Source organism: Tropicibacter sp. Alg240-R139, assembly GCF_900537075.1.
GTDB lineage: Bacteria > Pseudomonadota > Alphaproteobacteria > Rhodobacterales > Rhodobacteraceae > Falsiruegeria.
This window is the reverse complement of record NZ_UNRA01000002.1, coordinates 47,096-60,564: the sequence shown is the minus strand read 5'-3', so window position 1 is coordinate 60,564 and position 13,469 is coordinate 47,096. Positions and strand designations below refer to the sequence as shown.

Annotated in this window: 13 protein-coding genes and 1 tRNA gene; 4 read left to right on the top strand and 10 right to left on the bottom strand. The window is 56.7% G+C overall.

The window, feature by feature from the left end; translation table 11 throughout:
* Position 1 precedes the first annotated feature (1 nt).
* The 8 genes from G6R15_RS07910 to G6R15_RS07875 form a co-directional block, all read right to left on the bottom strand.
* Positions 2 to 763 (bottom strand): LamB/YcsF family protein, encoded by a 762-nt coding sequence (locus G6R15_RS07910; protein WP_164659331.1) that lies wholly within the window; start codon positions 761 to 763, stop codon positions 2 to 4.
* Positions 760 to 1,773: a biotin-dependent carboxyltransferase family protein gene (locus G6R15_RS07905; protein WP_164659330.1), complete on the bottom strand. Its 1,014-nt coding sequence runs from the start codon at positions 1,771 to 1,773 to the stop codon at positions 760 to 762. Before G6R15_RS07905 ends, G6R15_RS07910 begins: the two co-directional genes overlap by 4 nt.
* Complete coding sequence (locus tag G6R15_RS07900) at positions 1,770 to 2,519, bottom strand: allophanate hydrolase subunit 1 (protein ID WP_164659329.1); 750 nt, start codon at positions 2,517 to 2,519, stop codon at positions 1,770 to 1,772. The genes G6R15_RS07905 and G6R15_RS07900 overlap by 4 nt, the downstream gene beginning before the upstream one ends.
* On the bottom strand, positions 2,506 to 3,429 hold the full coding sequence (locus tag G6R15_RS07895; RefSeq protein ID WP_164659328.1) for a hypothetical protein: 924 nt from the start codon (positions 3,427 to 3,429) through the stop codon (positions 2,506 to 2,508). Before G6R15_RS07895 ends, G6R15_RS07900 begins: the two co-directional genes overlap by 14 nt.
* Positions 3,430 to 3,444: 15 nt before the next feature.
* A complete protein-coding gene (locus tag G6R15_RS07890) occupies positions 3,445 to 4,764 on the bottom strand; it encodes a TRAP transporter large permease (RefSeq protein ID WP_164659327.1) in 1,320 nt (439 codons plus the stop codon).
* Positions 4,765 to 4,767: 3 nt separating this feature from the next.
* Positions 4,768 to 5,298, bottom strand: coding sequence for a TRAP transporter small permease (locus G6R15_RS07885; RefSeq protein ID WP_205520494.1), 531 nt, complete (start codon positions 5,296 to 5,298; stop codon positions 4,768 to 4,770).
* Between the two features lie 64 nt (positions 5,299 to 5,362).
* Positions 5,363 to 6,340 (bottom strand): TRAP transporter substrate-binding protein, encoded by a 978-nt coding sequence (locus G6R15_RS07880; protein ID WP_164659326.1) that lies wholly within the window; start codon positions 6,338 to 6,340, stop codon positions 5,363 to 5,365.
* A gap of 35 nt (positions 6,341 to 6,375) precedes the next feature.
* Entirely contained in the window at positions 6,376 to 7,632 is a 1,257-nt protein-coding gene (locus G6R15_RS07875) for an FAD-binding oxidoreductase (protein WP_164659325.1), read from the bottom strand.
* Positions 7,633 to 7,755: 123 nt separating this feature from the next.
* Between G6R15_RS07875 and G6R15_RS07870 the strand changes: the two genes are divergently transcribed.
* Entirely contained in the window at positions 7,756 to 8,277 is a 522-nt protein-coding gene (locus G6R15_RS07870) for a winged helix DNA-binding protein (RefSeq protein ID WP_164659324.1), read from the top strand.
* Positions 8,278 to 8,288: 11 nt separating this feature from the next.
* On the opposite strand, the gene G6R15_RS07865 is transcribed toward G6R15_RS07870, so the two are convergent.
* Positions 8,289 to 9,416: an enolase C-terminal domain-like protein gene (locus tag G6R15_RS07865; protein WP_164659323.1), complete on the bottom strand. Its 1,128-nt coding sequence runs from the start codon at positions 9,414 to 9,416 to the stop codon at positions 8,289 to 8,291.
* Positions 9,417 to 9,521: 105 nt separating this feature from the next.
* Here G6R15_RS07865 and G6R15_RS07860 point away from each other — a divergent pair, with 105 nt between their 5' ends.
* Both G6R15_RS07860 and G6R15_RS07855 read left to right on the top strand, forming a co-directional pair.
* Positions 9,522 to 10,430, top strand: coding sequence for a LysR family transcriptional regulator (locus G6R15_RS07860; RefSeq protein ID WP_164659322.1), 909 nt, complete (start codon positions 9,522 to 9,524; stop codon positions 10,428 to 10,430).
* A gap of 82 nt (positions 10,431 to 10,512) precedes the next feature.
* Positions 10,513 to 10,602, top strand: a tRNA-Ser gene (locus tag G6R15_RS07855).
* An 823-nt stretch (positions 10,603 to 11,425) separates the two neighbouring features.
* Here the strand turns inward: G6R15_RS07855 and G6R15_RS07850 are convergent.
* Positions 11,426 to 12,865, bottom strand: coding sequence for a serine protease (locus G6R15_RS07850; protein ID WP_164659321.1), 1,440 nt, complete (start codon positions 12,863 to 12,865; stop codon positions 11,426 to 11,428).
* 382 nt (positions 12,866 to 13,247) lie between these two features.
* Here G6R15_RS07850 and G6R15_RS07845 point away from each other — a divergent pair, with 382 nt between their 5' ends.
* Positions 13,248 to 13,415: a hypothetical protein gene (locus G6R15_RS07845; protein ID WP_164659320.1), complete on the top strand. Its 168-nt coding sequence runs from the start codon at positions 13,248 to 13,250 to the stop codon at positions 13,413 to 13,415.
* Positions 13,416 to 13,469 lie beyond the last annotated feature (54 nt).

Genomic DNA, 13,469 nt, shown 5'->3' with positions numbered 1-13,469 from the left:
TTCAGCGTTCGAACTTGGCCACCTCGACCCCACCATCGGTCAGGCAGCTTTTGACCGCGTGCGCGATCTGAAGCGCCGTCGCCCCGTCGCCATGCAGGCAGATGGTGTCGATCGAGGTCTCCAATCGCTTGCCGCTTGCGGTTATGATCGCGCCCTCTTTGACCATCTCCAGGATGCGCGGGCCTGCGACCTCTGGGTCATGAATCACCGCTCCCTGCAGTGAACGGTCCACCAGCGTGCCGTCGTCATTGTAGGCCCGGTCAGCAAAAATTTCGCCCACCCACTTACAACCTAGCTCGCGCACGGCTTCCTCTTGTTTGGTCACTGCCAACACCATCACGATGATGTTCGGGTCCACATCCAGCGCGCCTTGATAACAGGCCCGCGCCATGTCCAGATCGACCGAACACATGTTGGCCAGCGCCCCGTGCAGTTTCAGGTGCCGTACTTTGGTGCCCACCGCCTGCGCCATGCCGATGGCCGCGCCAAGCTGGTAGCGCACCAGATTGCGCAAGGAGGCATGCGGCACCTTCATGTTTCGCCGCCCAAACCCCTGCAGGTCCGGGAACCCCGGATGCGCCCCGATGCCGACCTCGTTTTCCGCCGCGATTTTCATGGTCTTGGCCATCACATCCGGGTCGCCAGCGTGGAAACCACATGCAATGTTGGCCGAGGTGATCACCTGCAACAGGTTTTCGTCGTCGCCCATATTCCAGGGACCAAAGCTTTCGCCCATATCTGCGTTCAGATCGACTTGGGTCATTTTGGGTCTCCTTTGTCAGCAGCCGATATCACACCGCTGATCAATTGGTAGGACAGCAGATCTGAAATGTCATGCGGGTCGCGCACCAAGGGCTCAACCTTGCTGGGCAGCATTGCCAGATCGCGCATGAAAGCGGCTTGCAACTCAACCGCCTCCTCCAAGGTTACAAACTGGAAGCGGATCGCGCCTCCAGCCGGGGTCTGCACCGCGCGCGGCAAATCGCAGGGCAGCACGGTCGCGATCCGGGGATAACCTCCGGTCGTCTGGCATTCGTTGAGCAAGATAAAGGGGTTGCCGGTTCCAGTCATCTGGATATCGCCGGGTGTGATCACCTCAGACAGGATGTTGAGCTGCCCTTTGGCGGAAAATCCACCCCCTCCGCTCTCAAGCTGCATACCCATGCGATTTGCCCGGGGACCGCGTGTGAAATCAGTCTGCTCAAAACGAGACAGCGTCGTGCCGTCGAACAGATCACTTTGGAAACTGCGCACGGCGCGCAATGTGCCGCCCTGAAACCGGTCGGACAACGTAACCTTTTTCCCTGTGCTACCAGTGCCTTGTCCAACGGGTAAAATGTCCCCAACTGCAACAACCTGCCCCACTTTGGCAGTCAAATGCACGGCGCGCGATCCAAGGAATGGATCTGTCGCAATTCCTCCGCCCACATGCAGATAGCCATAGCTGCCGCGCGATACTGCTCCCAAACTCAAGCGTTGCCCCTTCATCAATTGATGCGAGGCGTTCCAGGCCGCAGATGTCCCGTCGATGGCACAAGCCATCGGCGCGCCAGTCAGAGCGATGCACATGTCTTGCGACGCTTCGAATTCTCCGCCCATTCCCGCCATTTCCAACGCGGCAAATTGCGAGGACTGCCCGAGCAGCGCCGCACCCTCGTGCAAAGCGATAAGATCGGCCGCTCCGGCGCGCGACAGCCCATGATCCAGATAGCTGGCACGCCCCTGGTCCTGGATCGTGCAGGCGGGGCCGATGCGAAGAACACGCAAACTCATGCCTCGATCTCCTCAACTTGGGCGCCGCCAAAACCATCTTCGTTCCGGGCCCGGATCTCGATCAACTCATCAGGTGTGATCGACACGAACAGCATCTCGTCCCCGGGATTGAGCGCAAAGGTGGGCGTGCGTCCCGGCTGAAAACAGCGAAACGCCGTTTGGCCCACATGACGCCACCCGGTCGGCGTCGGCCCTGAAAACAGCACAAACTGCGAGATCGCCAGAACCAGCGCCCCTTCGGGAACCATAGGGTTAAGCTCCTTGAGGCGCGGGATGTCGAACCCAGGTTCCAGCGGCCCAAGATACGGCTGACCCGGAGCAAACCCGATGGTGAGCACCCGGACACGGGACACCGCGAGCCTTTCGACAGCGTCCAAGGCCGACAGGCCCGCGGCCGCAGCCGCATCTTCGAGTTGCGGCGCAAGGTCTGTTCCATAAACCGTGGGCACACGCCAGAACTTGCGCCCCTGTGGTAGACGTGCCGCGAACCAGTCGCGGTCGATCAGCAGTTGGTGCAACCAGGCCTCGCAGTCAATGTGGCTGAGCTGCAGGGGATCAAAGCGCACATAGGCCGACGCAAGAGACGTCGAGGTTTCGATGACGCCGGTCGGGCGCTCGGCCTCCATCATCCCGCGAAAGGCCAATGCCGCGCGGTTTGACGTCTCGGTCATCGTGTCCGCAAAGGTAACGAGCATCCCATCCAGCCCAACATTGCGCACCAGTGGAAAAGGATCAGCGTGGGTCATAAAGCCTCCGCAAAAGTGTTGGGGTCAGGTACATGGGAAACTGGTAACACCCCAGAAAAATCAGCAACGGTTCGGTTATCTCGGGCGAAAGCGCCACAAAGAAAAGAGCAAAGTTTCGGTTGCCCGCAACGATCGAGATTGGCACCGCATCCGGCCTCCCCCTTGCCCGCAACATCACAAAAGCTGCTATCTGCGCACCAATGTTGATGGCAAAGGCCGCGACCAGCCAGAATGCCAACTCTGCCGGATCGCGCGCAAAGGCCGGACGGATCGCCGACATCAGCGCAATCACGATCACTGCCAGCGCGATCACCGTCAGCCCGTCAACGGCGCTGCGGCTGTCATCTGACAGCTTCGGGAACCCGAACTGTCGCAAGGCAAAGCCCAGTGCCGCAGCGATCAGGATCACCACCAAAAGCCGCCCCGCCGCAAGAAGCGTCGCCTGCAACCCACCTAGCTCGGGCAGTAGGTACATCACCGGGACACAGGTCAGCGGCAGGATCGCCGTACCCAGGATCAAGAGCCGCAACGCCGGAGCGGGATCATGCCCCAGCAGGATCGAGAAGTTCGCCGATCCCGTCACCGAAGGCGCAGCCAGCATCAGCACGATGGCCAGTGCCAGAGGCGTCAAAGGCGCCCCGAAAACCCACAGGCCAAACAGGAAGAGCAATGGCAATCCCAGTTGCAGGCACAGCGCAGCCGTCGCCGTTGTCCGCAGATCGCCCAGGTTTCCCACCACCTCGCGCGGGCCAATCCGGAACGCGGTCAGAAAGAGCAGCAGAGCCACCATTTCCGGGATCCAAGGCCTGAGGATGATGGCCAGGTCGGGCAATGCCAACCCCGCCACCAATCCGATGATCAGGCCAAACTTTCCATGCCGGGCAGTGAACGTCAGCCCGTTGCCGAACATTTCAAAACCTCTGCTTTATCCACCCGGCCCTGATCGTAAGTTGTCTGGCAACCAAGTCGCAAGGTCCGGAAAGGCGATAAGGACAAAGACCATCAGCACCATGATCATGAACATCGGGAACGCTGCACGGGCGATAAAGCCCATCTCGTGCTGCGTCATCCCTTGCATCACAAATAGATTGAAGCCAATCGGCGGCGTGATCTGTGCCATCTCGACGACCACCACGATGAAGATACCGAACCAGATCAGGTCGATGCCCGCTTCGCGTACAACAGGCTCCAGCACAGCCATGGTCAGCACCACGGTCGAAATTCCATCCAGGAAGCAGCCCAGGATGATGTAGAACACCAGCAGGACCATCAGCAGCCAAAACTTAGTGAATTCCCAACCCGCAATCAGCTCGGCCAGTTCCTTGGGCAGGCCGGTCTTGGCCATCGCAAACTTCAGGAAGGCAGAACCCGCGAGGATCAGCGCAATCATGGCCGAGGTCCGTACCGCGCCAATGGTGCTGTCGCGGAAAGTCTGCCAATTCAAGGACCCCTGAATAAGCGCCAATGCCCACGCACCAACCACACCAATAGCCGCAGCCTCGGTCGGGGTGGCAAAGCCCAGATACATCGATCCGATAACCATCAGGACAAGCAAGATCACCGGGATCAGAAACCGAGAATTCTTGAGCTTGTCGACAAATGACATGCCCTCTTCCTGCATCGGGTTCCAGCTTTTCGAAACCTTGGAATAGACTGCCACATAAATCATGAACATCGACGCCAGTACGAGACCGGGCAAGATGCCGGCGAAGAACAGCTTGATGATCGAGACGCCATCAATGGTCACACCGTAAACGATCAGCGTCAGGGACGGTGGGATCATCAATCCCAGGGTCGCCGCCCCGGCCAGCGTTCCGATGGTCATCTGCTCGGGGTAATTACGTTTGCGCAGTTCCGGGATCGACATTTTTCCAACTGTGGTCAGCGTCGCAGCGGACGAACCTGATACGGCCGCAAAGACGGTGCAACCGACGATGTTGGCATGCACCAAGCCGCCGGGCAATTTCGCCATCCAGGGCGACAGGCCTTTGAACATGTCCTCGGACAGGCGGGTGCGAAACAGGATTTCACCCATCCAGATGAACATCGGCAGCGCCGCCAACTCCCAGGACTTCGAGGCCGACCAGATCTGACTGACCATGTCCTGCCCGATGGTGGTCGAGTTTGAGAACAGCTCAAGTGCCACCCAAGAAACGCCCATCATGGCGATGCCGACCCAGACACCGCTGCCAAGCAGCATGAACAGAACGCCGAGGAAGATTAGAACAAGAAAGACATAATCCATGATTTAGACCTCTTGCGTTTCGATGTCGTCGCTTTGAATGCGATGTTTGCCAGTAAAGACCAGGTGCAGCAGATGATCCGTCAACGCGACAGCCAGTATGACACCGCCAATGATCATCACCGATTGGGGAATCCACAGCGCTGTACGGTCTTGTGCCTGACTGACGTCATTGAATTTCCAGGACCAGAACACAAACTGGCGCGCGTGCCAGCAAAAGTACCAAACCACCGCGGCTGATACGGCAAAACACCAGATATCAACGTATCGCTTCATATTAGGACCCACTGCATTGAGCAGTAGGGACACACGGATGTGAGCGCCTCGGTTCAATGCGGCCGCAAAGCCCAAGAAAGACGCGGCAGCCATGAAATAAGCGGCATATTCGGGCGCTCCGGGGAACACTTCGGACGACCATCTGGCCAGCATCTGCAAGACAATCAAGCCAAGGATGGCGATCATGCAAAGGGCCGCCAAGAATTCAGAAAACCGGTAGATATAGTCAAGAACGGTCCTTAGACCACGCAGAACGCCCATAATGTCACCCTCCCATCGGATGTAGTTCGGGCGGCACGAAACGCGCCGCCCGGTGATTTAGATGTTACTGAGACGCCTTGAAAGCATCGACGATGGCTTTGCCTTCGTCCCCGGCGGCTTCGAGCCACTCGTTGGTCATGGTAACACCGATCTCTTTCAACTCGCCGACCATCTGATCCGATGCCGGACCAACAGACATGCCACCATCACGCAGGCCCTGAAGCGTGAAGCCCGTGTATTCCTTGGCGCGCCAGTTACCTGCGTATTCGGCCAGTTCAGCGCACCCCTTGATGACATTTTTGTGGGCGTCAGATGTGCCAGACCATGTGTCCGAATTCACCATAACGTAGTTGCGCGGCAGCCATGCATCCACTTCGTAGAAGAAGCCCAGGCTCTCCCACACTTTGCGGTCGTAGCCGGTCGAACCCGACGACACCATGGATTCCGCCACACCGGTGGCAAAGGCTTGGCTGATTTCAGCCGCTTCGATTGTGACCGGCAGCATGCCTGTCAGCTCGGCCAGACGCGAGGTGGCGTTGTTGTAGCTGCGGAACTTGATGCCCTTCATTTCAGCGACCGAGGTGACCTCGTCCTTGAAATACAAACCTTGTGGCGGCCACGGCACAGCATAGAGCAGTGTCAGGTTTTGCTCAGCCAGCAGATTTTCAATCGCGGGCTTGGCCGCTTTCCACAGCTTGTCGCTGTCGTCGAAAGAGGTGGCCAGGAACGGGATCGAGTCAAAGCCAAAGAGCGCGTTTTCGTTCTGGTGACCTGACAGCAGACGCTCGCCAATCGGGGCCTGGCCGGTCTGGATGGCTCGTTTGATGTCGGCGCCCTTGAACAGCGAACCCGACGGATGGGTAACGATCTCAATCTCGCCGCCTGTACCCGTGGTCACACATTGTGCGAACTCCGCGCCGGTCGCCGAGTGGAAGTTCGACGCCGAGTAGGCCATCGGCATGTCCCAGGTTTCCGCCGCTGCAGGCAGCACACTGGCAGCAGTCAGCGCCGTTGCGGCCATCAGGTTGGTAAAGGTTTTCATTGTCTTCTCCCTTGGTTGGACTGTCTTTTTTGGTTCTATCCGGCCTTCGTGTAGCGGGCCGGTGAATAAATGCTCAGGTCGACGTTGGGCCGCTTCCCCGAGATAAGCTGCGCTAGGATGCGCCCTGTTTTGGGGCCTCCGGTCAGGCCAATGTGGTGGTGCCCGAACCCGGTATAGGCCCCTTTGAGATGCGGCAGCTCGCCGATTACCGGGATCGAATCCGCAGGTGCGGGACGATGGCCGAGCCATTCCGTCACATGTGACGCCCGCAGCCCCGGAAACACCGCACTGGCGTTGCGGCGCAACAGATTCAGCGGTGCCTCGGACGGGCCAGCCTCTAGACCGCCGAACTCAACCGTTCCAGCCAGCCGCAAACGCCCCTCCATCGGGGTGGCCACGAACTTGTGGGCGGCGACCATCACGGGCGTCTTGGGCATCACCGAAGGGTCCCAGAATTCCAGATGATAGCCGCGCTCGGCCTCTAACGGAATGTCGATACCCAGTTTTTTTGCCAACTGCCCCGACCAAACGCCCAGCGCGATGACCGCAGTATCACATGCGATGGTGTCGCCACCGGTCCGTACGCCTGTCACCTGACCGTTCTCACGCGCGATGTCTTCGACATCGGCGATGATCAGTTTTCCGCCCTGGGTCACAAAGTGATCGGCCAGATCCTTGATATACTGCCCCGGATCGCGAATGCGCCCGTGATCCTTCAACCGCGCAGCAAATCCCAAGTTCGGGGAATACACATTGTCATATTCGCGAAACGCTTGGCCTTCGAGTTCATCCCACTGAAACCCGTTCTGCTTGCGCACGCCCCAACCAAAAGCATCGGTGCCAAAATGTTCGCGATCATTGTAGGCAAAGATATAGTCTGTCGGCACAATCCAGTGTTCCGCCCCTGTCCCTTCGGCCAGTGCGAGGTGATCCTGCAAGCTGTCGCCTACGATAGGGGTCAAAGCTTCCGCGATTCGCCGGGTGTCGTCTGCATTGGCATGGCTCATGTATTTGGTGAGCCACGGCAATAGCTTGGGAAGATAGCTCCACTTCAGGAACAGTGGTTGATTGGCGCTGAACAGCATCTTGGGCGCCTTGGCCAACAGGCCCGGTCCCGTCACTGGCACAACCGAGCACGACGCCAGGATGCCGCCATTGCCATACGACGTGCCCTCGGCCGGTCCCGCGCGGTCGATGATGACCACCTTGTGCCCTTCCCGCTGCAGCCAGATCGCGGTCGAGACACCAACGATGCCCGCCCCGATCACAACAACGGTCTTGCTATCCTGCATCACACCCCTCCTCCGGCTGTGAATTGACCTGTGCTTGATGATTCCAATGCCGTAAGCATGTCACCTTTTCGCGATACGTCAACAAATTGTTGACAAATCGTCATCGCCTGACATGATTTACCCATGATCAAAACCTCTGACATCCTTGGCCCTGTTGTTTCCTCGGCCCATCTGGCCGAAGGGAGCTTCCCTGAAGTTTCCGAGTTCGAATTTGGCCTGATCATTGCCAACAACGCTTTTTCGCGCTGGACCGAACGCGCCATGGCTGCGGCCGGTCACCCCGAATTGTCGGCGCTGGACGTTCTCGTCCTGCACACTGTGCGCCATCGCGGGCGCCCAAAGAAGCTGGCTGACATTTGCTTGGTGCTGAACGTCGAAGACACGCACAACGTCAATTACGCGGTCAAAAAGCTCAAGAAGTCCGGGCTTGTAAGCGACGGAAGGTTGGGTAAGGAAAAGACGGTCGAGGCGACGGAATTGGGTATTACTGTGTGCGACCGCTATCGCGAGATACGCGAAAGCCTGTTGCTGGAAGCGATGAATGAACTTGGGTTTGAACCTGAACAACTTAGCCGCTTGTCTGCGCTGATGCGTCTTATGTCTGGCCAATACGACCAGGCCGCGCGCGCTGCGACGGCTTTTTGATGCTCTGCCGGTCATGACGACGCCCTGACCGCAAAGCGTTTCATCTTGTCCAGATCAGGTCGCGCGCCCAGGCCCGGAGTGTCGGTCACAATCACTTGCCCGTTTTTCACCTGGAACGGCGTTTCCAGAATGTCTTCGGTCAGGAAGTAGCTGGCCTGATAGAATTCGCACCCCAGCGTGATTTCCGGCGTCGCGGCGATCATGTGGGTTCCCGCCAGATGGGCCAGCCCAGCCTCGAACATGTCCCCGCCATAGGCCATCAACCCGTTGGCTGCTGCGATCCGGGCAACTGACTGACCTCGGACCAACCCGCCAGACTTCATGATCTTGATCGACACCCCATCACAGATCCCCTCGCGGACGGCGCGTGTCATATCCTCGGGGCCGAACACGCTCTCGTCCGCCAGCAGGGGTACATCCATCATCCCCCTCAGCTGTGCCATCATGTCATAGTGATGGAACCTTACAGGCTGCTCGATGAAATCAGGTTGAAACTGCGCGACGTCCAGAACGCGCGGGATCGCTTCTTCGATCTCGAGCCCCTGATTGTAGTCCACGCGCACCCCGAATTCGGGAAAGTCTTGTGTGATCTTTTCCAGGCGCATCAAGTCAAATGCGTGGTCCTTGAACCCGGTCTTAAGCTTAATAAGGCCAACTCCATCCGCCCGCAAACCCTCCATCAAAGCGATATCGGCGTCGAAATCCGGGTTCGCAATAGAGCAACTTAGCGGAACGGTGTCGCGGCATTTGCCACCCAGAAACGCCCAGACCGGTAGGCCGGTAATGTGCCCCGCCAGATCCAGAAGTGCCGATTCCAGCGCTGCTTTCGCCTCTGTACAGTGGGCCACTGCGCGCTGCGCCTTGGCCATAATCGCAGCACGGTCCCCAACCTTTTGACCAACCACCAACGGTCGTAAATACCGATCCAACGCGGCATATGTCGCCTCAGGTGTACCGGTGAACACAGACCAGGGCGAAGCCTCGCCATACCCCTGGTCACCGCCTTCTGCAGTTAGGCGCAGAACAACGATTTCACACGCACCTTCGACCCGGCCGATCCCGTGATCTCGTGCGGAAACCACCGGTACGGCCAAATGCCAAACATCAAACCCCGTAATGGTTTGCGACAATTCCGACATAAAGCCCCCATTCTTTTTCGCGCCCGTGAAGTTTGGGCAAGCATTGACATCATTTCAAATACTATTTTCTACCCAACCCATAAGATGAAATGATATAGTGCACGCATGAACGCTTCTTTCCGCCAGTATCAGGCTTTTCACGCTGTCATCGAGACCGGAACTGTCACCGCGGCCGCAGCTCAATTGGGCATCTCGCAACCCGGCATTTCGAACCTGTTGAACCAGCTCGAACGCGCCACGCGCCTCAAGCTGTTCGAACGCAACCGGGGTCGCCTGGTGCCTACGCCCGAGGCCGCTTTGCTGTTCGACGAGATTGACACAGTCGTGCGTGGCCTTGATCACGTGAACCAAGCAGTGATCGATCTGCAGAACCAGCAGGCAGGACAATTGCAGATCGCCACCAATCATTCGTTGGCGTTTGGATTCATGCCGTCGCAGTTCCGAAAGTTTGCACAAACCCACCCCAAACTGACAATCTCGTTCCAGTCGCAGTTTTCGACCCGCGTGCAGGAATGGGTCATGGCTGGACTTTTCGAGATCGGGATTTGCGAACTGCCCCTGCGTCACGATGGGCTTGAAGCCCGCACTTATCACTTTGAAACGCTATGCGCCGTGCCCGAGGACAGCCCGCTGGCAGAACATGAGGTGCTCACACCCAAGACTTTGGACAATTACCCATTCATCGTAATCGGGTCTGAGCATATGGTGAATCGCCGCGTGCGAGAGGCGTTTCAAACCCACAATGCGAGATGGCGTATTACCTGCCACACAGACCTGTTTCGCAACGCCCTGAATCTGGTGAAACACGGGTTTGGCGCGACCCTTATTGATCCCTTTATTCTCTCCAGCGACGATGGTCAGGGCTATGTCCTGCGCCGGTTCGAGCCGCGCATTCTGCTCGACATCGTCATCGTAACGGCCCGAGACCGTCCGATTTCAGCCATCGGACGACAGTTCATTGAGCAGGTGTCAGAAGAAATGAAGCAGATGGCCGTGCGCGCCGATGGCAGCTAAACAAAAGAGGATTGACCACGAGTTCGCATAACTTGAAAATTCGCCCTTGTCCTTCGTTTCGGAAAACCATAAACGGGTCAGCGGAGACGTGGCCGAGTGGTCGAAGGCGCTCCCCTGCTAAGGGAGTAGGCCCGGAAGGGTCTCGAGGGTTCGAATCCCTTCGTCTCCGCCAGACACCCAAAATTTCCTGCGCAATATCAGATACTTGGGGGAGCTTGACGTTTTCCGCCCCCCAATTCACCCACCATTCTTGATGAGTCGGCTTTGCTGTTTGTTCACTCGAAAGCTGTTCAAACTGCGTTTATCCTAACTCGTCAAAATACTTCCGGCGTTCCTCTGGGCTAAGAACGTGAGCGAATCTTTCGATAAAGAGATGGTTCGCCTTTTGCTCACACCAATCAATCTCAAGTCGCTTGCGCTGGTACGTCTTATGCCACATGCCCTTTGGCCTTTCGGCGACCCAGCTTGCGCTTCCTGGTTCGCCGCCCAGCGCCCTACGCAACTTGTTGGCCCGGCGTAGCAACCGGTCATGCTGAGCTTCAGATTGACTGGAATATGAAACATTATAGCAATGACGGCACAGGAAATATTTGCCTCCCGCGAACAGCTTGCCGACACGCTGCCTACAGTGTTGACTGCTAACAACCCCGGGGCATAGAAAGTAGGGCCGCTGACCGCCGTAGTGGCACTGAACATAAGTAAATGGAACGGTTTGAGTTATCGGCTCCCATTCATCCCCATTTTGCCTGGCGCGATAATCCAAAATCAGACTTGAAGCCGTTGAGGTGTAGCCAATCCTCGCTACCTCTTTTCCTTCACGAGACCAAACCCAGCTGCCACGCTGTCCCGCCCGCAAACACCCCTCGCGATGCAAGCGTGACACCTCTAACGAGCGACAGTCTTCAGCCTTTAGTTTGTAAGATGGTCGGCCTAATCCATATCCACCCATTTAAGGCATTCCCGATTTTTTTCCGAAATCAATAAGCAAGTTTATCTTATCGACACTCAATGAATGTTGTGAACCTTTTTGCCCGCTCCGCGATTGTAACTGGTTCGACTTTGGTACTTGAAACACTCAATTTCGGGTCAATGCCATTTTGCGCCAAGAACAGCTTCGCAATCTCACCTCGAACAGCAAAATTCACATTCTGGGGCACATCCCCTAGTGCCCCTGCGACTTTGAATGCGTCCAGCTTCGAAACAACCACACCCACTACATTTCCACTTGGCCCAAGTAACGGCCCACCTGAGTTACCACTTTGAACCGGCGCAGTTACTTGCATAGTTGTCGCGTTTCCGCCCACACCTTTCAATGAGGAGACAGCACCCCGAGTGACGTTGAGGCCGCCGAGCATTCCGGCATAAGGAAAGCCAACTGCAGTTACGTCAGAATTCAGCTTGGCAGGTGCAGTAGAAAAAATTGCCACTTCCTTTTCTTCCGGCTTGTTAGCTTGAAGTAGAGCGAGGTCAAAGTCTTGAGAAGTATCAATCAGAGAGGCGTTGACCCCATCTACCAAGACTTTACCGCAACCATCGACCACATGAGCATTCGTTAAAACGTGGCCCCTGTCGGAAACGAAAAAACCTGAGCCTGAGCCGCCGCTCACTTTTGGCTTTCGCGCTACTGCGTTTGGCTGTGGTGACTCAGCGTTCCGCTCTTTACGTTTCTCTTCTTCTATGACGCTCAAAGTATCGTTGATTGCCGTCTCTAAGCGACCATTTGGGGTTATGCCAAGTTGAGCGGCCCTACCGATTGTCAAGCTAGAGGAAACGGCACTGAGCAAGGAGGCGTCACGTTTCTGAGCCGACAGCATAACTGTAGACCATGAGCCGTTGATGAAATTCGACCTTGTGTAAAGCAGCGAACCGTCTGCCTTTGTTACAGAAGAAACTGCAAAGTTCTTTTTGCGAACAATATAGGGCTGTGTTGCATGACCATCCGACTTAACCGTGAACTTATGAATTCTTTCCACGAAGGTTTGTCCATGTATGCCCAGTGAAATCGACAGGCTACTTCCAGCGTGGCGCATGTTCACGAAGTTCTCTGTGGGAGGGTCATTGATAGTCGATTTCATTGGCAACAATACGGACAAACCCAAGCTGGGATAGTACTGCATGTCCCAACCATCGCGCTCAAAACGGTCGAAAAAACCAAAGGCGAGCGCCGCCATATGCCACTCTTCAGAGGCTCTGCCAAACTCTTGGCGCGAATAACGCGTCATGGCTTCCCGACTCAAACGCCCCCAATCACCGTCCAGCAACCCATAGTAGTGCCCTTCGAAAGCTAGCGCTGCTTGTAGAAACCGCTTATCAGCCCGCGTTAAATCAACGGCACTGAAGCTTTGAATAAGGTGCTGGTAGCTCTGTGTCTGCGCTATGGCTGGGGAGAATGATGACAACGCCACCAGTAGCCACACAGAGAAAATCAATCGCATAACTATCACCTCGCCAATATCGCAACCGTGCCACACAACTGAGCTAGTTTGCAATTGGGGTGGCGGGTTGAACTGGACGCAAACCAAACACGCCCACGCCTTTGATTTCAGTCAGTCAAACCGCAGAAAGACTCCTCAAGTCACGAAAGGTAGTCGCTAGGTGCGGCACAGAACGATAGCTTTAGAATACGTTTCGTCTCGCCCTCTGAGCAGCCTCATGCCGGAACTGCGTGCCCAGTCCCGAAGCGAAGCCCATTCATCCGATCCGATTTCCGCGACTTTCGCCTGCGCCTGTAGTCCGTCCACCATGCGCTGATCGCGACGGCCTCTCGAAGAACAGCAGAACATCGCAGAATACTTGCAGCGAAAAGAGAGCGTCTTCATGTCCGTTTCGGACAAGACTAAGACGAGCATCGACCACCTCCGCGAATACCGCGCCGCCCTGATCACCGCAGCCGTCGCAGGCCAGATCGACGAGTCCACCAACGGCAACCAGGGTGCAACCGATCGCACCCTCGACCGGATCGAGGAGGAGATGGGAAATGGCTGAGATCACGGAACGAGAAGTCGAATGGTTTGCCAGATCAATCACCTAAGAACAGTG

Coding starts and splice junctions, on each gene's coding strand:
- G6R15_RS07910 (WP_164659331.1), bottom strand. CDS start 763: ATGACCCAAGTCGATCTGAACGCAGATATGGGCGAAAGCTTTGGTCCC.
- G6R15_RS07905 (WP_164659330.1), bottom strand. CDS start 1,773: ATGAGTTTGCGTGTTCTTCGCATCGGCCCCGCCTGCACGATCCAGGAC.
- G6R15_RS07900 (WP_164659329.1), bottom strand. CDS start 2,519: ATGACCCACGCTGATCCTTTTCCACTGGTGCGCAATGTTGGGCTGGAT.
- G6R15_RS07895 (WP_164659328.1), bottom strand. CDS start 3,429: ATGTTCGGCAACGGGCTGACGTTCACTGCCCGGCATGGAAAGTTTGGC.
- G6R15_RS07890 (WP_164659327.1), bottom strand. CDS start 4,764: ATGGATTATGTCTTTCTTGTTCTAATCTTCCTCGGCGTTCTGTTCATG.
- G6R15_RS07885 (WP_205520494.1), bottom strand. CDS start 5,298: ATGGGCGTTCTGCGTGGTCTAAGGACCGTTCTTGACTATATCTACCGG.
- G6R15_RS07880 (WP_164659326.1), bottom strand. CDS start 6,340: ATGAAAACCTTTACCAACCTGATGGCCGCAACGGCGCTGACTGCTGCC.
- G6R15_RS07875 (WP_164659325.1), bottom strand. CDS start 7,632: ATGCAGGATAGCAAGACCGTTGTTGTGATCGGGGCGGGCATCGTTGGT.
- G6R15_RS07870 (WP_164659324.1), top strand. CDS start 7,756: ATGATCAAAACCTCTGACATCCTTGGCCCTGTTGTTTCCTCGGCCCAT.
- G6R15_RS07865 (WP_164659323.1), bottom strand. CDS start 9,416: ATGTCGGAATTGTCGCAAACCATTACGGGGTTTGATGTTTGGCATTTG.
- G6R15_RS07860 (WP_164659322.1), top strand. CDS start 9,522: ATGAACGCTTCTTTCCGCCAGTATCAGGCTTTTCACGCTGTCATCGAG.
- G6R15_RS07850 (WP_164659321.1), bottom strand. CDS start 12,865: ATGCGATTGATTTTCTCTGTGTGGCTACTGGTGGCGTTGTCATCATTC.
- G6R15_RS07845 (WP_164659320.1), top strand. CDS start 13,248: ATGTCCGTTTCGGACAAGACTAAGACGAGCATCGACCACCTCCGCGAA.